Here is a 16226-nt window from a genome sequence, read left to right as displayed (position 1 = left end):
GGGCGCACTCCGGCGACGCGCGGGTCCGGTGCCCCGCTGCTCGGGTGCGCGGCGGCGTCCCTGGCCCCCGCCCCGGCCTCCGCCCCGCTGATCCGGCCCGCGGCCGTGGGACGGCATGGTGGCCGGCTGCTCCGGAGGAAGCGGCTCGGGCGTGCCGCGCCAGGCGCCGCCGGCGAACCAGTCCGCCGCCTGCTGGGCCGTGGGCCGCTCCTCCGGCTGCTTGGCGAGCATGCTCAGCAGGTACGCCTCGAAGGCGGGCGGCAGCGCGGCGCCCCGCTGGTGCGGCGGCACGGGCGGGGAGTCGACGTGCTGGTACAGCAGGGCGGTCGCGGTGGGGGCCTCGAAGGGAGGGGCGCCGACGGCCAGGTGGTAGAGCACGCAGCCGAGCGAGTACATGTCGGAGGCCGCGCTCGCGGGGGTGCCGATGGCGCGTTCGGGCGCCAGGTACAGTCCGGTGCCGACGATCTGCCCGGTGGTGGTGAGCGCGCCGGACGGGTCGTCGACGAAGCGGGCGATGCCGAAGTCGGCGATGCGGACGGTGCCGTGGCGGTCGCTGAGCAGGTTGCCCGGCTTGATGTCCCGGTGGACGATGCCCTGGGCGTGCGCCGCGGCCAGGCCCTCGGCCGAGTGCTGCGCCACCTGGGCCAGCCGCCGCGGTGCGAGCGGGCCGCCGGCGGTCAGTTCGTCGGCCAGGCTGTCGCCGTCGATCAGCTCCATCACCAGGAAGCAGCGGTCCTCCCAGGTGCCGAAGTCGAGTGTCCCGACCACGTGCGGGTGGTTCAGCCGTGCCGAGGTCTGTGCCTCCAGCCGGAACCGGGCCTCGGCCGAGGCGTCCCCTCCGTCGTTGAGCAGCAGTTTGACCGCGACCGGCCGGCCGAGCACCTCGTCGAGGGCCTGCCAGACCTCGCCCATTCCGCCGCGTCCGATGACCGTGTGCAGCCGGTACCGCCCTGCCACCAGCACGTGTGCCCGCCCTCAATCCCCGAAGTCCCGCTCTCACGCCCGCCTCCCCGCAGCGGGCGCGGCAGCAGCCGGGCAGCGCATACGGGTCGCGGCAACCCGGCTCATCTTAACGATCACTTGGGGTGCTCCCGACCGGCGCGTGACACTCGGCGCTGAATCTGTCCGGGTGAAAAGCAGGGAGTCGCCTCGTCGTACAAAATGTAGAGCTGATCATGTGTGCCATCGTCGCCCTACCCGCTGATCCACTCGGGAATAGGGAGGACGACCTTGACCCCTCTGACGTGGCTGCTCATCCCCTTGGCAACGATCTTCATGGCAAGTATCTGGGGCGTGGTCGCGGGACGCCCGCGACGCGCCCACGACGTGACGGATGTGGAGCGCTACGACCGCTTCCGCGCCGCACTGTCACGCATGACCTCCTGACCGGCCGGCTACCGGAGCAGCAACTGCAGGCCGCCCACGACCGTCGCCGCGATCACCAGCTGTTCGAACAGCCGCTGGTTGATCCGGTGCACGGCCCACTTGCCGAGCAGGGCGCCGGGGACGACGAAGAGCACCAGGGCGGCGTCGAGGAGCAGGGAGCGGGCGTCGATGAGGCCGAGGCCCGCGCTGAAGGGCACCTTGGAGACGTTGACGATGAGGAAGAAGAAGGCCGAGGTGCCGAGGAAGCCGAGCTTGCGGAAGCCCGCGGAGAGCAGGTACAGCGACATCACCGGGCCGCCCGCGTTGGCGACCATCGTGGTGAAGCCGCCGAGCACTCCGTAGGAGCGGGCCTTGAGCCGGCCCGCGCGGGTTGTGACCGCGTCCGGTTCCGTCTCCCGCCCGGCGGTGCGGCGCCGCCACACGGTCACGGCCGCCATCAGCAGCAGGATCGCGCCGATCGAGGTCCGTACGATCCCGTCGTCGGCCCACATCAGGAACAGTGTGCCGACGACCACTCCGGCCGCGACCGCCGGGAACAGCCGCCACAGCGTGGGCCAGTGGGCGTGCCGCCGGTAGGTGAGGACGGCCAGCACGTCGCCGGCGATCAGGATCGGCAGCAGCACTCCGGTGGAGGCGCGGGCGGGCAGTACGGCCGCGAAGATGGCGAGGCTGACCGTGTTGGCCCCGCTGACTGCGGTCTTGGAGAAGCCGACGAGCAGGGCCGCGAGGGCGAGCGCCGCGAACTCCCAGCCGGATATGTGCCAGAGCGTCATCGTGTTCATGCGAAGGCCGATGCTATGTCCGGACAAGCGCGGGGTATGAATCCGTCTCGCCACCTGGGAGGAACCATGGCCGACGCCCGCGAACACGTTCTCACCGGAACCCGGGGCACACTCGCCGTCCGCGAGTGGCCGCACCCGCGACCGCGGTACATCGCCCTCGTGGTGCACGGTTACGGCGAGCACTCCGGCCGCTACCAGGAACTGGCCGGTGTCCTCGGGGCGCACGGCGCGGTCGTGTACGGCCCCGACCACATGGGCCACGGGAGGTCGGCGGGCGAGCGCGTGGTCGTGGCGGACTTCGAGGACGTGGTGACCGACGTGCACACCGTGGCCGATTTCGCCCGCGCCGCGCACCCCGGGCTGCCGCTCGTGCTGGTCGGCCACTCCATGGGCGGGCTGATCTCCGCCCGCTACGCCCAGCGGTACGGCGAGGAGCTCACCGCGCTCGTCCTGTCCGGGCCGGTCATCGGCGCCTGGGAGTTGCCGGGCCGGCTGCTCGCCCTGGACGAGATCCCCGACACGCCGATCAGTCCGGCCGCGCTCTCCCGGGACCCGGCGGTCGGCGCGGCGTACGCGGCGGACCCGCTGGTCTGGCACGGCCCGATGAAGCGGCCGACGGTGGAGGCGTTCGCGCGGACCCTCCGGACCGTCGACGAGGGCGGCGACGTCGGCGCGCTGCCGGTGCTGTGGCTGCACGGCGACGACGACCGGCTGGTCCCGCTCGGCGGAAGCCGCGTCGGGATCGAGCGGCTCGGCGGCACCCTGACCGAGCGGATCCATCCGGGCGCCCGGCACGAGGTGTTCCTGGAGACGAACCGGGACGAGGTCTTCGCCGACGTCATCGGCTTCCTGGACGGAGTGCTCGCGCGCTGAGCTCCCCGGCGCGGTTGTTTGCGCCGGTACGCCGGGGGCACCCGCGCCCCCATGGAGTGGTTGCGCAGCGCCGCCTGCGTGGGTGAGGACCCCGAGCTGTTCTTCCCCGTGGGCACGACCGGACCGGCCCTGAGAGACATCGAGGACGCCAAACGCGTCTGTGCCCGCTGCCCGGTGACCACCGACTGTCTGTCCTTCGCCCTCGGCAGCGGACAGACCTCCGGTGTGTGGGGCGGGACCGGGGAGGAGGAACGCGTCGCGCTGCTCCGTACCGCCAGAGACGACTCCACAAGGAGAACCACCATATGACTGTCGTGAAGAGCACGATTCCCGACTCGGACCGTCAGGTCACCGGGGACGCGCTGCAGAGCACACTCGTGGATCTTCTCGGGCTCTCCCTGATCGGGAAGCAGGCGCACTGGAACATCGTGGGACCACGGTTCCGCTCCATCCACCTGCAGCTCGACGAAGTGGTGGCGGCGGCCCGCGCGTTCGCCGACACGGTCGCCGAACGCTCCGCCGCGCTCGGCGTGCCGCCGGACGGGCGTCCGGAGACCGTCGCCTCGGCCTTCACGCTGCCCGGTCCCAAGGACGGCTGGGTGCGCGACACGGAGGTCGTCGAGCTCGTCGTCGAGGCCCTGGAGGCGGCCATCGGACGGCTGCGCGAGCGCATCGACGCGACCGAGAAGCCGGACCCGGTCACCCAGGACCTGCTGATCACGATCACGGCCGAGCTGGAGAAGCAGCGCTGGATGTTCGCCGCCGAGAACGTGGCCGGGAAGGACTGACCGGCGGCGCGCCCGCCTCCCGGACAGACCGACGGACGAAAGGGGCACCCGATGACCGACGCCCTCGAACTCGACGCGCTGTGGGAGGACTTCCACCGGGTTGTGAACATGACCTCGCAGGAACTGGCGGACTGGCTGCGGGTCCGGGACGCCGGCGAGACCACCGAGCCGCTGCCCGAGGAGGCGGGCACGCCCACCGGGCAGCACGTGCTCTCCGTCCTGCAGAAGCGGCGGACCGATCTGACCGACGACGACCTGCGCGTGATGCGCAAGGTGGTCGACACGGTCACCGCCCGGGCGGACCTGGAGAACGAGCCCGTGCCCGAGTCGGGCGACGCCGAGGAGACCCGGCGCCGGCACCGGCTGATGACCCTCGGACACGATCCGCTCAAGGCGGCCCGGTGACCCGTGACCGGGACACCCGGGTCCTGCGGGAGCTGGTCGGGGCGCACGGCGAGACGTTCGCCCAGGAGGCCGGCATCACCCTGAAGGACACCCCGCAGCCGCTGTACCGGCTGCTGGTCCTCGCCGTACTGCTCAGCGCCCGGATCCGCGGCTCGGTCGCCGTCGCCGCGGCCCGGGCGCTGTCGGAGGCGGGCCTGCGCGATCCGCGCCGCATGGCCGGGTCCGCCCGGCAGGAACGCGTGGACGCGCTGGGCCGGGGCGGCTACCGCCGGTACGACGAGCGTACGGCCGCCCAGCTCGGCGACGGCGCCGGGCTGGTGGCCGAACGCTGGGGCGGTGACCTGCGCCGGCTGCGCGAGGAGGCCCACGGCGAGGTCTCCGCGCTGCGCGGCCTGCTGCAGGAGGTGCCGGGGCTGGGCCCGGCCGGCGCGGACATCTTCCTGCGCGAGGTCCAGCGGGTGTGGCCCGAGGTGGCGCCGTATCTGGACGGCAAGGCACTGTCCGGGGCGCAGAGTCTGGGGCTGCCCGAGGACCCCGGCCGGCTCGTCGAGCTCGCCGGCGACACCGAACCGGCCGTGCTCGCCGCCGCGCTGGTGCGCGCGGCGCTCGACAAGCACGTGGCCGAGGAGTGCCTCGGCCACGCCGCCTGACCACCGATGGCCGGCGTGCCCCTCACAGCCGTTGGGGCCGTCACCCGAGCGGCCCAGCCTCACGGCGGCGGGCGTGCGGGCCGCGGCCCGCGCGCCTAACGTCGAATGCGCACACCAGTGGCGGTGTCCGGGACGGCCCGACGCCGTCCGCGGGTACCGGTTCGGCGTGGGAGGCCGGTCTGCCATGAGACGCACCGCAGCGCGCCACCGCCGCGACCGCGACAGGCCACTGCTCGTCCACCGGTGGCGTCAGGCGGCGGACCGGCATCTGACCCCCGTGCAGCGATCGCTGCTGATCACCTGGATCTCGTTCGGGGTGACCTTCGGCTCGGTCCGCGTCATCACGCACGGCATCCGGGGCGGCTGGCTGCCCTGGGGCAACATCTCCGCGGGCGGCGAGCACCTGCACCACTACAACATCGGCATCGCCACCCTGGCCGGCCTCGGTCTGATCGCCGTACGCGGTGACGAACGCGCCGTGGGGCACCCTGCCGTCGCGGTCGCCTACGGCTGCGGCACCGCGCTCATCTGCGACGAGTTCGCCCTGCTGCTGGACCTGCAGGACGTCTACTGGGCCAAGCAGGGCCGGCTCAGCGTCGACGTCTCCTTCGGGGTGTTCTCCGTGCTGGGCGCCTACCTGACGGCCAAGCCGTTCTGGCACGAGATCGGCCGTGTCACCCGGCACCACCTCGTCACCGCCGCCCGCGGCGCCGCCACCGCCTGACGGACCACCGACGCGCAGGCGGTCGCCCCCACCGTGAGGAGCAAGGCATGACCCCAGCCGACCGCCCGCAGCGGAACCGCCGCACGGTACGCCTGCGCATATCGAGGGCCGACCCCTGGTCGGTGATGACGACGAGCTGTCTGCTGCTGGTGGGGCTGGGCATCTGCGTGCTCGTCACCATGATGCTGGTCTGGGGGGTGCTGAGCGTGCTGGACCCGGACGCCTGGCCCTCCTTCGGCTGGGCGCTCGCCATCGCCGCCGGGGTCGTGACGCTGGAGGTGGTCCTGGGCACGGCGCTGGCGACCCTGGGGGCGTTCCTCTACAACATGTCGTCGCAGTACGCCGGGGGCGTCCATCTGACGCTGGCCGACGACGTCCCGGCGGCCTCCGCCGGTTCTGAACTGCTGCCGGACGTCGGCCGGCTGTACCGGCGTCTCCAGGCCCGCCTGGGCTTCCCGCCTCCGGGCTGGGGTGCCCGGTACGTCGACTTCGCCGACCGCTGCGCCGAAGCGGGCCGGCGGCTGCGCCGTACGCGGCGGCCCGGCCCCTCCCGCCACGACGACCGGGACGGCCGTACCGGCCGTGACCGCCGGGGCGGCCAGGACGATCCGGACGCCCGGGTGGAGGAGACCACGCCCGGCTGACCGGCGTCGGCGGTCAGCCGCCGAGGCCGGGCGGGAGGTGCAGCAGCCGGGTGATCGTGCGCAGTACGCCGTTGTCGTTGTTGGAGGGCGCGAGGTGGCGGGCCCGGCCGATGACCTCGGGGTGGGCGTTGGCCATGGCGAACGACCACTCGGCGGCGTCCAGCATCTCCAGGTCGTTGAGGTAGTCGCCGAACACCAGGGTCTGGGCGGGGGTGACCCCGAGGTCCCGCTGGAGCCGGCGCAGGGCGGCGCCCTTGTTGGCGGTGCGGTTCATGACGTCGACCCAGTGCTCGCCGGAAACGACGACCTGGTGGGTGGCGGCGAACGAGGCCAGCGCCGGCGCGGTGGTCCGCTCGGCCGGCCCGAAGTCGAAGAGGGCCACCTTGGTGATGTCGTCGTCGACGGCCGAGGCGTCCGTCACGATCCGGTGCCGTACGTAGTACCTGCGGACCTCGGCCAGGAAGGCCTCGTCGGTCCGCTCCACGTAGGCCGACCGCTTGCCGCAGACCACGGCGCCCACGTCCACGCCCTGCGCGGCGAGTTCCCGTACGGCCTTCACGAGGCGGGCCACGACGGACGGGGCCAGCGGGTCGGAGCTCAGCTCCACGCCGTCCCGGACGACGTAGGTGCCGTTCTCCGCGATGAACACCATGCCCTCGTCGTTGCCGGCGAACTGCTCGGCCAGCGTCGCGTACTGGCGGCCGCTGGCGGGGGTGAAGAGCACGTCGCGGCGGCGCAGCTCGGCCAGGGTGGGCCACAGGCCGGCGGGGATCCGCTTGGCGTCGTCGAGGAGCGTGCCGTCCATGTCGGTGACGACCAGCCGTATGTCGGCGGGGGCGGCGGGAAGTCCGGGGGCGGTGAGCAGGGGCGAGGGTGTGCTGGGCATGTCCGTTTTCTGCTGGCGGCGCGGAGGGCGCCTGGGGATGGTGCGCAGGCTCCGTTGCCGCGCGGCGGCCCTTCCACCCTACCGGCTCTTGGTAAGGACTCCTTCCTGACTCGAGGGGGCCGGCCCCGGCCTCTCCGGTCCGCCGGTCCGCCGGTCCGCCGTTTCCGCCGTTTCCCGGACAGCGTGATCATCGGGCGGCACAATGACGGCGACGGCCGCGGCCGGCCGCGGGCAGGGCATCACACAGGGCAGGAGCGCAGACGTGAGCGAGAGCCACACCCCGTCCAACGGATCGCCGAGACTGAACACCGGGGTGGCGCACAACGCGCGCGTGTGGAACTACTGGGTCGGCGGCAAGGACAACTACGAGGTCGACCAGCGGGTCGGCGAGCACGTCGCCGGGATGTTCCCGGTGATCCGGGACGTGGCCCGCGCCGACCGCGAGTTCCTCGGGCGGGCGGTGCGTCATCTGACCGCCGAGCGCGGGGTGCGGCAGTTCCTGGACATCGGCACCGGGCTGCCCACGGTCGACAACACCCACGAGATCGCGCAGCACATCGCCCCCGACGCGCGGATCGTGTACGTCGACAACGACCCGATCGTCCTCGCCCACGCCCGCACCCTGCTGACCAGCACCCCCGAGGGCGCCACCGCCTACATCGACGCCGACGTGCACGCCCCGGAGGCCATCGTCGAACGCGCCGCCGAGACCCTCGACCTCGGGCGGCCCGTCGCGGTGATGATGCTCGGCATCCTGAACTTCGTCCTGGACACCGACAAGGCACGCGACATCGTCCGCCGGGTCATGGCCGCGGTGCCCTCCGACAGCTTCCTGGTCCTGACACACCCGACCTTCGACGCCGATCTCGGCGGCGAGGGCAACGTGGCCGCCATGGAGTTCTGGAACGAGAACGCCACCCCGCCGATCACCGCCCGGCCCCGCGCCGAGGTCGCCGCCTTCTTCGAGGGCCTGGACCTGGTCGAGCCGGGTCTGGTGCCGTGCTCGCAGTGGCGCGCCGACGCCGGCTCCCCCGCCGCGGTGCCACAGTTCGGCGCGGTGGCCGTGAAACCCTGACGCGGGCGGCGCACCATGGCCGTGGCGGCGCGGGGCGGCGAAGCCCGGCGCGTACCCGTATCGCCCTCCCCTCGGTCGTGCTGCCGCGCTGCCGGCCGGTGCCGGGACGTGTGGCCGGTCACAGTCCCTGGGGCGGCGGGCACGAAGCACGGACCCTTGAAAGTATGATCAAGCAATGTCTGACATGACCGAGACCACGCCCGGTTGGCTGACCACCGACGAACTGGAGTCGGCGCGCGCCCGCATGCCGATCCTGTACGTCGAGGCGGTACCGGTGCGCGTCGACGACAGCGGCGAAGTGACCAGCATCGGCCTGCTGCTCCGCATCGGCCCGGACGGAACGGTCAGCCGGACCCTGGTCTCCGGCCGGGTGCTGCACCACGAGCGCGTGCGGGACGCCCTGCTGCGCCATCTGGAGAAGGACCTCGGCCCGGTGGCGCTGCCCCGGGTGCCGGCCTCCCTGCAGCCCTTCACCGTAGCCGAGTACTTCCCCACGGCCGGCATCACGCCGTACCACGACCCGCGCCAGCACGCCGTGTCGCTGGCCTACGTCGTCCCGGTCGCCGGCGACTGCCGCCCCCGCCAGGACGCCCTCGACCTGGTCTGGTTCACCCCCCAGGAGGCGGTCTCCCCGGCGGTGCAGAGCGAGATGCCGGGCGGCCACGGCGTACTGCTCAAGCAGGCGCTGGCGCACGTGGGTTACGTGTAGCCGGCCACCCTCGCCGAGGTGCGGGCGACTGCCCGGCGCGGTCAGGAGCGGGCCTGGTGGGCCGCCGTGTGGAAGCCGCGGTGCAGCTCCCGCATACGGTCGGCCAGGGCCGGAACGGGTCCCTGCACCGTCAGACCGGGCACCACGTCCTGGATCGCCAGGCAGCTCACCGGGGACGGCGGCACGTCCAGCTCGGCCAGCCAGTCCGTCAGCTGGGCGGACGAGTGGGCGTAGACGATCCGGCCGAGACCGACCCAGCCGTGGGCCGCCGCGCACATGGGGCAGTGCTCCCCCGAAGTGAAGACGGTGGCCTCCGCCCGTTCCCGCTCGGTGAGGTGGGTGGTGGCCCAGCGGACCAGCTCGAACTCCGGATGCCGGGTGTGGTCACCGAGACTGTGCACCCGGTTGCGGTCCTCCGCCAGCACCTGTCCGTCGGCACCGACCAGGACCGAGCCGAACGGCTCGTCCCCGGCCCGCAACGCCTCGGCCGCCAGTTCGACGGCGCGCTCCAGGTGCCGCAGCTCGGCGGCGTCCAGCTCCACGGGTGCCATGGTCTCTCCTTTGCGCGAGGCGAGTGGACGGGCAAACCGAAAAGGCCGCACCGGATCACTCCGATACGACCCTCGACCTGCCCCTTCGCAAGTCGGGACGACAGGATTTGAACCTGCGACCCCTTGACCCCCAGTCAAGTGCGCTACCAAGCTGCGCCACGTCCCGTTGCCCGTCTGACCTGGGGTTTCCCCCGACCGAACGTGCAGGGAAACAATACCGCACTCGGGTCGGTGGTCGCGCACCACTTTGCGGGGCCGTCGGTACGGCGGGGTCAGTACGACGGGGCTCGCCGTACCGGCGGGGATCTCACCGCGCGGCGGGCAGGCCCAGCCCGGGATGGGCCTCCAGCAGTCTCGGCGGGGCCGCCTGGCGCCAGGAGTCGGCGAGGACGTCACGCAACTCGCCCTCGTCGTCCAGCGCGGCGAGCCGGACCCGGACCCAGGCGAACTGCGCCTCGTGTCCGGCGATCCAGAACTTCTCCGGCTCGGCCAGGACCAGTTCGCCGCGCTCCTCCCTGGGGCAGCGCACGGCGACGGAGGTCTCGTCCTCCGGCAGCGTGGCGAACATCTTCCCCGCGACCCGGAACGTGGGCATGCCCCAGGCGATCTTCTCCGTGGTGTCCGGCAGGGACAGGGCGATACGGCGTACGTCTTCGGCATCCGGCATGCACGGCACGCTAGCCCGTCCCACTGACAATCCCCCGGCAAGCGCCGGCGCCAGGGCCTGTCCGTCGGCGATCGGCGATCGGCGATCGGCGATCGGCGATCGGCGATCGGCCCAGGTGAGCGGGGGCGATGGGGCCCCCCGCTCATTGAGAGCTCGGGGGAGCGTGCAACTGCAAGGCGGAGGAGGGCGTCGACGCGAGGGGGCCCTGCTCGAAGAGCTTAGGGGTGGGGGTCCCCCCTGCCCGGAGAGCTTGGGGGAGTGCCAGACCCCGGGTCTGCGGCATGATCCGCCGGGCGGGCCCTAACTCTGCGCCGCCTTCTCCAGGGCCTGGAGCACCGGGTGGATCAGCGGGTGTTCCTCCGCTCCCCGGCGTACCGCCGCGAAGACCCGGCGGGTGGGTGCCACACCGTCGACGGGGCGTACGACCACACCCGTGAGGTCCATGCCGCGCAGGGCGGAGCGCGGGACGAGGGCCACGCCCGCGTCGGCCGAGGCGAGCGCCACGACGGCACGGAAATCGTCGGAGGAATGTTCGAGGTGGGGCTGGAATCCGGCGTTCTCGCAGGCCAGGACGACCACGTCGTGGCAGGGGTTGCCGGGGTAGGGGCCGATCCAGGGATCCTTGGCCAGCTCGGCCAGGGGCACTTCGGCGGCGTCGGCCAGGCGGTGGGCGACCGGGACCACCGCGTCGAACGGCTCGGCGTACAGCGGTACGTGGGTCAGCCGGGGGTCGTCGGCGGGCGGCGCGCCCCGGTACTCGACGGCGACCGCCACGTCGACCTGCCGGTCCAGCACCATCGGCAGACTGGCGTCGCCCTCCGCGTCCTGGACGCGGATGCGGATGCCGGGCGCCGTACCGGCCAGCCGGGCCACCGCGGGCGCGACGACCTGGGCGATACCGGTGGCGAAGGCTGCCACGGTGACGGTGCCGGCCTCACCCGAGCCGTACGCGGCGAGTTCGGCCTCCGCCCGCTCCAGCTGGGCGAAGACCGCGTTGGTGTGGCGGAGCAGGATCTCGCCGGCCGGGGTGAGCCGTACGCCCTTGGCGCCGCGCTCGACCAGCCGGTGGCCGGTCTCCTGCTCCAGCGCCGTGAGCTGCTGCGAGACGGCGGAGGGCGTGAGGTAGAGCGCGGCGGCGGCGGCCGTCACCGTGCGGTGGTCGGCCACCGCACGGAGGATGTGCAGCCGCCTCGCTTCGATCATGCGAACGATTATCGCAACATGCGGGGCAGGGGCCGGCCCCCGGCTCAGCCCTCCAGCTCCGCGCGCGCCGCGACGAACGCGTCCACCGCGCGGTTCACGTCGTCGGTGGAGTGCGCGGCGGACAGCTGCACGCGGATGCGTGCCTGCCCCTGGGGCACGACCGGGTAGGAGAAGCCGATCACGTACACGCCGCGCTCCAGCAGCAGTTCCGCCATCCGGCCCGCCCTGGCCGCGTCACCGATCATCACCGGCGCGATGGCGTGGTCGCCGGGGAGGATGTCGAAGCCCTCCTCGGTCATCCGGGAGCGGAACAGCGCGGTGTTCTCGGCGAGCCGGACCCGCAGGTCGTCGGCCGTCTCCAGCAGGTCGAGCACCTTCAGGGAGGTCGCCGCGATCACCGGGGCGAGGGTGTTGGAGAACAGGTACGGCCGGGACCGCTGGCGCAGCAGGGCGACGATCTCGGCGCGGGCGGCGACGTAGCCGCCGGAGGCGCCGCCGAGCGCCTTTCCGAGGGTGCCGGTGATGATGTCCACGCGGTCCATCACCCCGTGCAGTTCGGGGGTGCCGCGGCCGCCGGGGCCGACGAAGCCGACGGCGTGCGAGTCGTCGACCATCACCATCGCGTCGTAGCGGTCGGCGAGGTCGCAGATCTCGCGCAGCGGGGCGACGTAGCCGTCCATCGAGAACACGCCGTCGGTGACGATCAGCTTCCGGCGCGCCCCGCCCTCGGTGGCCTCCTTCAACTGCCGCTCCAGGTCCGCCAGATCGCGGTTGGCGTAGCGGAAGCGGCGGGCCTTGGACAGGCGGATGCCGTCGATGATGGAGGCGTGGTTGAGGGCGTCGGAGACGACCGCGTCCTCCGGTCCGAGCAACGTCTCGAACACGCCGCCGTTGGCGTCGAAGCAGGAGGAGTACAGGATCGTGTCCTCCTGGCCGAGGAACGCCGACAGCCGGGCCTCCAGCTCCTTGTGCACCTCCTGCGTGCCGCAGATGAAGCGCACGGAGGCCATGCCGTAGCCCCAGCGGTCCAGGGCCTGGTGGGCGGCGGTGATCACCTCGGGGTGGTCGGCGAGGCCCAGGTAGTTGTTGGCGCAGAAGTTGAGGACCTCGCCGGGGCGGCCGCCGGCGGTGACCTCGACGGTCGCGGACTGCGGGGTGCCGATGACGCGTTCGGGCTTGTGCAGGCCGGCGGCGCGGATCTCGTCGAGGGTGGCGCGCAGGTCGTCGCGCACGGAGTCGAACATGGAAAAGCTCCTTGGAGTGCTTGCGCTGAGGGCGGGTTACGCGGCCCAGTCCAGAATGATCTTGCCGCCCCTGCCGCTCGCGGCGTCGGCGAAGGCCGCCTCGAAGTCGTCGTAGCCGTACCGGCCGGTGATCACGGGCGCGAGGTCGAGGCCGCCCTCCAGCAGCACCGACATCGCGTACCAGGTCTCGAACATCTCACGGCCGTAGATGCCCTTGATGGTGATCATCGAGGTGACGATCCGGGCCCAGTCGACCGGGAACTCCTCGGACGGCAGGCCGAGCACGGCGATCCGGCCGCCGTGCGTCATGTTGGCGATCATGTCGCGCATGGCCTCGGGGCGGCCGGACATCTCCAGGCCGACGTCGAAGCCCTCGCGCAGGCCGAGCACGCGCTGGCCCTCGGCGACGGTGGTCTCGGAGACGTCGAGCGCGAGGCTCACGCCGACCTTGCGGGCGAGTTCCAGCCGTTCCTCGCTCACGTCGGTGATGACGACGTTGCGCGCGCCCGCGTGCCGTGCGACGGCCGCCGCCATCAGACCGATCGGCCCGGCCCCGGTGATCAGCACGTCCTCGCCGACCAGCGGGAACGACAGCGCGGTGTGCACGGCGTTGCCGAACGGGTCGAAGATCGCGGCGACATCGAGGTCGACGGGGACGCGGTGCACCCAGACGTTGGCGGCGGGCAGCGCGACGTACTCGGCGAACGCTCCGTCGCGGCCCACGCCCAGCCCGACCGTGGCCCGGCACAGGTGGCGGCGCCCGGCCAGGCAGTTGCGGCACTTGCCGCACACCAGGTGGCCCTCGCCGCTGACCCGGTCGCCGGGCTTGATGTCGGTGACGTCACGGCCGGTCTCGACGACCTCGCCGACGAACTCGTGCCCGACCACGAGCGGGGTGCGGATCGCCTGCCGCGCCCAGCCGTCCCAGGCCCGGATGTGCAGGTCGGTGCCGCAGATGCCGGTCCGCAGGACCTTGATCAGTACGTCACCGGGTCCGACGGCGGGCTCGGGGACGTCCGCGAGCCACAGCCCGGGCTCCGCCTTCTGCTTGACCAGCGCCTTCACCGCTACGGCTCCTGTGGGTCGGGCCCGGGTCCGGGCATGCCGAAGGGGCCCGCGTCCGGGGAGGAGTGGAATCGCACAGCAATCTGCCCTACGGCGGCGCCGGGGTCCATCGAGGTTTTCTTAAGCGCGGCCACAGTTCCGCTTCACGCCGTGTCCGGAGCCGCCCGGCGCTCAGCGCAGGAAGCCGTCACCCTCCAGCCGGGGAGCGAGTTCCGCCGCTGCCGCCTTGATGGTGTGCAGCCCCTCCCGGCCCCACGGCCGCGGCTCGACGTCGACGACGCACACCGTGCCCAGCACCATCCGTGTGCTGTCGATGAGCGGGGCGCCGAGGTAGGAGCGGATGCCGAACTCGTCGACGACCGGGTTGCCCGCGAAGCGCGGGTAGTCGCAGACGTCCTCCAGCACCAGCGCCTTGCGCCGCACCACGACGTGCGGGCAGAAGCCGTGGTCGCGGGCGAGGTGGCGGCCCACCTCGTGCCGGGTTCCCTCGCCGTCGCCCTCGGCCGCGGTGTCGACGGTCAGGACGTCACGCTCGGGCCGGTGCAGCCCGGCGAAGAACTGCCCTTGCTCGTCGAGGAAGTTGACCATCGCGTACGGCGCCCGGGTGAGCGCGGCGAGCCGGTCGGCGAAGGCGTCCAGGGCGGGTTCGGCGCGCTCCCCGAGGCCCAGCCCGCGCAGGCGCCGCGTGCGGGCGGGGGCGTCCCGGTCCTCGGGGGTCAGCAGCAGGCGACCGGCCGGGCGCGGCGGGTCGTAGCTCATGGCCGGGCTCCGTCGCTGTCGGCGTATGTCATGTGCGGGCTCCGTGGCGGGGGTACGTGGGCGATGAGATGCCGTACGAGGGCGAGCAGCGTCTGGACGCCCGAGCTGGAGATACGGGCGTCGCAGGGGACGACGGGGATCTCCGGGGCGAGGTCGAGGGCGGCCCGCACCTCCTCGGGGCCGTAGCGGTGGGCGCCGTCGAACTCGTTGACGGCGACGATGAAGGCGAGGCCGCGCTGTTCGAAGAAGTCGACGGCCGCGAAGCACTCCTGCAGGCGGCGCGTGTCGGCGAGGATCACCGCGCCCAGGGCGCCCTCGCACAACTCGTCCCACATGAACCAGAACCGTTCCTGTCCGGGTGTGCCGAACAGGTAGAGCACGTGCCGCGGGTCGAGGGTGATGCGGCCGAAGTCCATCGCCACGGTGGTCTCGACCTTGTTCTCGATGCCGTCGAGGTTGTCCGTGGCCGCGCCGGCCGTGGTGAGCAGTTCCTCCGTGCTGAGCGGGGCGATCTCGCTGACCGCGCCGACGAAGGTCGTCTTGCCGACCCCGAACCCGCCCGCCACCAGGATCTTCAGCGCGGTGGGGAAAGGGTCGGAGCCGCCCTGGCTGTCCTGGCCGCCCCCGTGGTCAGTGCCGCCGCCGTACTCGCCGCACTCAGAGCTGTCGTCGTAGTCCATCGAGCACTGCCTCCAGAAGAGCCCGGTCGGTGGGGTGTTGGTGGTACGCGGGGAGCTTGGTGGTGAGCGCCCCGCAGTCGACGAGGTCGGACAGCAGCACCTTGGTCACCGCGGCCGGCAGCTTCAGATGGGCGGCGACCTCGGCGACCGGGACGGGGCCACGGCACAGGTCGAGCACCTGGCCGTGTTCGGGGCCGAGATAGCCCAGCGGCGTCACCCCGGTGGCCATCACCTGTGACATCAGGTCGAGCGCGATGCTGGGCCGGGTGCGCCCGTCACTGACCGTGAAGGGGCGCACCAGCCGTCCGGCCGCGTCGTCGAGCCAGGGCCCGTCGCCGGCCACCGCCGCGCTCAAGGCCGCAGCGCCGGGGATTCGGCGGACTGCTGCCGGGGAGCGGTGACGAGGTAGGGGCGGACGCTCTTGACCAGCATCGCCATCTCGTAGCCCAGGACCGCCGCGTCGGCCTCGCACCCGGCGAGCACGGCGAGGCAGGTGCCGGAGCCGGCGGTGGTGACGAACAGCAGGGTCGAGTCGAGTTCGACGACGACCTGCCGTACGTCGCCGCCGTCGCCGAAGCGGACGCCGGCGCTGCGGCCGAGGGAGTACAGGCCGGAGGCCAGGGCGGCCATGTGGTCGGCGCTGTCGTGGTCGAGGCCGTGGACGGACTTCACCAGCCCGTCGCAGGACAGCAGGACCGCGCTGTGGGTGTGCGGTACGCGCTGCACGAGGCCGCTCATCAGCCAGTCGAGGTCGGAGACCTGGCCGGTCGGCGCATCGCTCGCCATGGTGGATCGACTCCTTGGGGTACGAAGGTCTGCGGAGGCGCTGGGGGCGGGAGTAGGGGTGGGGGCAGGGACGGGGACGGGGGTGCTGGTCATCCGGCCGGCGCGCTCCCGTCGTACCGGGCGACGGGCCGTGCCTCGGTGGTCGGGGGCGGTACGTCCAGGGATGACGCGTCGCCGGAGGAGTGCGGCTCGTGCGGGTGGGTGGGCTCCTCGGCGGCCGGTTCCCGGTGCTGCTGGGCCTCGGCGAGTCCGATGCCGCGCTGGAAGGCTGCCATCAGCCCGGGGTCGTGGCCGGTCACCTGCTCGGGGTCCTGGCGCGGCGCCGGGCCGCCGCGCAACTGCGGCACGA

At 72.7% G+C, this 16226-nt stretch carries 22 protein-coding genes, 1 tRNA gene and 1 pseudogene; 10 read left to right on the top strand and 14 right to left on the bottom strand.

Features of this window, described 5'->3' with window-relative positions:
• The coding region (locus DEP02_RS21560) for a serine/threonine-protein kinase (RefSeq protein ID WP_112469330.1) at positions 1-963 on the bottom strand (963 nt) is incomplete at its 3' end.
• Positions 964-1230: 267 nt separating this feature from the next.
• Here DEP02_RS21560 and DEP02_RS34110 point away from each other — a divergent pair.
• A complete protein-coding gene (locus DEP02_RS34110; RefSeq protein ID WP_198668521.1) occupies positions 1231-1386 on the top strand; it encodes a hypothetical protein in 156 nt (51 codons plus the stop codon).
• 8 nt (positions 1387-1394) lie between these two features.
• Here the strand turns inward: DEP02_RS34110 and DEP02_RS21555 are convergent, their stop codons facing one another.
• On the bottom strand, positions 1395-2168 hold the full coding sequence (locus tag DEP02_RS21555) for a sulfite exporter TauE/SafE family protein (RefSeq protein WP_112469329.1): 774 nt from the start codon (positions 2166-2168) through the stop codon (positions 1395-1397).
• A gap of 66 nt (positions 2169-2234) precedes the next feature.
• Between DEP02_RS21555 and DEP02_RS21550 the strand changes: the two genes are divergently transcribed.
• The 7 genes from DEP02_RS21550 (at position 2235) to DEP02_RS21520 (ending at position 6252) form a co-directional block, all read left to right on the top strand.
• Positions 2235-3041, top strand: a complete 807-nt coding sequence (locus DEP02_RS21550; protein ID WP_112469328.1) for an alpha/beta hydrolase — start codon at positions 2235-2237, stop codon at positions 3039-3041.
• Positions 3042-3092: 51 nt separating this feature from the next.
• Entirely contained in the window at positions 3093-3350 is a 258-nt protein-coding gene (locus DEP02_RS21545; protein WP_112469332.1) for a WhiB family transcriptional regulator, read from the top strand.
• Entirely contained in the window at positions 3347-3829 is a 483-nt protein-coding gene (locus DEP02_RS21540) for a Dps family protein (protein ID WP_112469327.1), read from the top strand. The genes DEP02_RS21545 and DEP02_RS21540 overlap by 4 nt, the downstream gene beginning before the upstream one ends.
• Positions 3830-3880: 51 nt before the next feature.
• Complete coding sequence (locus DEP02_RS21535; protein ID WP_112469326.1) at positions 3881-4234, top strand: DUF3140 domain-containing protein; 354 nt, start codon at positions 3881-3883, stop codon at positions 4232-4234.
• Complete coding sequence (locus DEP02_RS21530; RefSeq protein WP_112469325.1) at positions 4231-4884, top strand: endonuclease; 654 nt, start codon at positions 4231-4233, stop codon at positions 4882-4884. The genes DEP02_RS21535 and DEP02_RS21530 overlap by 4 nt, the downstream gene beginning before the upstream one ends.
• Positions 4885-5068: 184 nt before the next feature.
• Positions 5069-5608: a hypothetical protein gene (locus tag DEP02_RS21525; RefSeq protein WP_112469324.1), complete on the top strand. Its 540-nt coding sequence runs from the start codon at positions 5069-5071 to the stop codon at positions 5606-5608.
• 47 nt (positions 5609-5655) lie between these two features.
• The gene (locus DEP02_RS21520) at positions 5656-6252 is read left to right on the top strand and encodes a DUF3566 domain-containing protein (RefSeq protein ID WP_112469323.1); all 597 of its coding nucleotides are present in this window, start codon (positions 5656-5658) and stop codon (positions 6250-6252) included.
• A 13-nt stretch (positions 6253-6265) separates the two neighbouring features.
• On the opposite strand, the gene DEP02_RS21515 is transcribed toward DEP02_RS21520, so the two are convergent.
• Positions 6266-7138, bottom strand: a complete 873-nt coding sequence (locus DEP02_RS21515; RefSeq protein WP_112469322.1) for a Cof-type HAD-IIB family hydrolase — start codon at positions 7136-7138, stop codon at positions 6266-6268.
• A 262-nt stretch (positions 7139-7400) separates the two neighbouring features.
• Between DEP02_RS21515 and DEP02_RS21510 the strand changes: the two genes are divergently transcribed.
• A complete protein-coding gene (locus DEP02_RS21510) occupies positions 7401-8213 on the top strand; it encodes an SAM-dependent methyltransferase (protein ID WP_112469321.1) in 813 nt (270 codons plus the stop codon).
• Positions 8214-8397: 184 nt separating this feature from the next.
• Positions 8398-8922, top strand: a complete 525-nt coding sequence (locus DEP02_RS21505; RefSeq protein WP_198668522.1) for an NUDIX hydrolase family protein — start codon at positions 8398-8400, stop codon at positions 8920-8922.
• Between the two features lie 41 nt (positions 8923-8963).
• Here DEP02_RS21505 and DEP02_RS21500 read toward each other — a convergent pair whose 3' ends face one another.
• The 11 genes and pseudogenes from DEP02_RS21500 to DEP02_RS34105 form a co-directional block, all read right to left on the bottom strand.
• Positions 8964-9473, bottom strand: a complete 510-nt coding sequence (locus DEP02_RS21500) for a nucleoside deaminase (RefSeq protein WP_112469319.1) — start codon at positions 9471-9473, stop codon at positions 8964-8966.
• A 92-nt stretch (positions 9474-9565) separates the two neighbouring features.
• Positions 9566-9639, bottom strand: a tRNA-Pro gene (locus DEP02_RS21495).
• 141 nt (positions 9640-9780) lie between these two features.
• Entirely contained in the window at positions 9781-10140 is a 360-nt protein-coding gene (locus DEP02_RS21490; RefSeq protein ID WP_198668520.1) for an MmcQ/YjbR family DNA-binding protein, read from the bottom strand.
• 300 nt (positions 10141-10440) lie between these two features.
• Positions 10441-11343 carry a LysR family transcriptional regulator gene (locus tag DEP02_RS21485; protein WP_112469317.1) on the bottom strand — a complete coding sequence of 301 codons (903 nt, stop codon included), beginning with the start codon at positions 11341-11343 and terminating at the stop codon, positions 10441-10443.
• Between the two features lie 44 nt (positions 11344-11387).
• Entirely contained in the window at positions 11388-12587 is a 1200-nt protein-coding gene (locus tag DEP02_RS21480; protein WP_112469316.1) for a glycine C-acetyltransferase, read from the bottom strand.
• A 36-nt stretch (positions 12588-12623) separates the two neighbouring features.
• On the bottom strand, positions 12624-13652 hold the full coding sequence (gene tdh / locus DEP02_RS21475; RefSeq protein ID WP_112469315.1) for an L-threonine 3-dehydrogenase: 1029 nt from the start codon (positions 13650-13652) through the stop codon (positions 12624-12626).
• Between the two features lie 171 nt (positions 13653-13823).
• Positions 13824-14411, bottom strand: a complete 588-nt coding sequence (locus tag DEP02_RS21470) for a GAF domain-containing protein (protein WP_112469314.1) — start codon at positions 14409-14411, stop codon at positions 13824-13826.
• Positions 14408-15091, bottom strand: coding sequence for a GTP-binding protein (locus DEP02_RS21465; RefSeq protein WP_198668519.1), 684 nt, complete (start codon positions 15089-15091; stop codon positions 14408-14410). The genes DEP02_RS21470 and DEP02_RS21465 overlap by 4 nt, the downstream gene beginning before the upstream one ends.
• Positions 15069-15446: a DUF742 domain-containing protein gene (locus tag DEP02_RS21460; protein ID WP_112469313.1), complete on the bottom strand. Its 378-nt coding sequence runs from the start codon at positions 15444-15446 to the stop codon at positions 15069-15071. Before DEP02_RS21460 ends, DEP02_RS21465 begins: the two co-directional genes overlap by 23 nt.
• Positions 15443-15877, bottom strand: a complete 435-nt coding sequence (locus DEP02_RS21455; RefSeq protein ID WP_112469312.1) for a roadblock/LC7 domain-containing protein — start codon at positions 15875-15877, stop codon at positions 15443-15445. The genes DEP02_RS21460 and DEP02_RS21455 overlap by 4 nt, the downstream gene beginning before the upstream one ends.
• A gap of 89 nt (positions 15878-15966) precedes the next feature.
• A pseudogene (locus DEP02_RS34105) lies at positions 15967-16226 on the bottom strand (ATP-binding protein); the annotation flags it as partial.

The sequence above is a fragment of the Streptomyces triticisoli genome (genome assembly GCF_003270085.1).
GTDB lineage: Bacteria > Actinomycetota > Actinomycetes > Streptomycetales > Streptomycetaceae > Streptomyces > Streptomyces triticisoli.
Note: the sequence above shows the minus strand (reverse complement) of the source record. Positions and strands in the feature narration are given on the sequence as shown.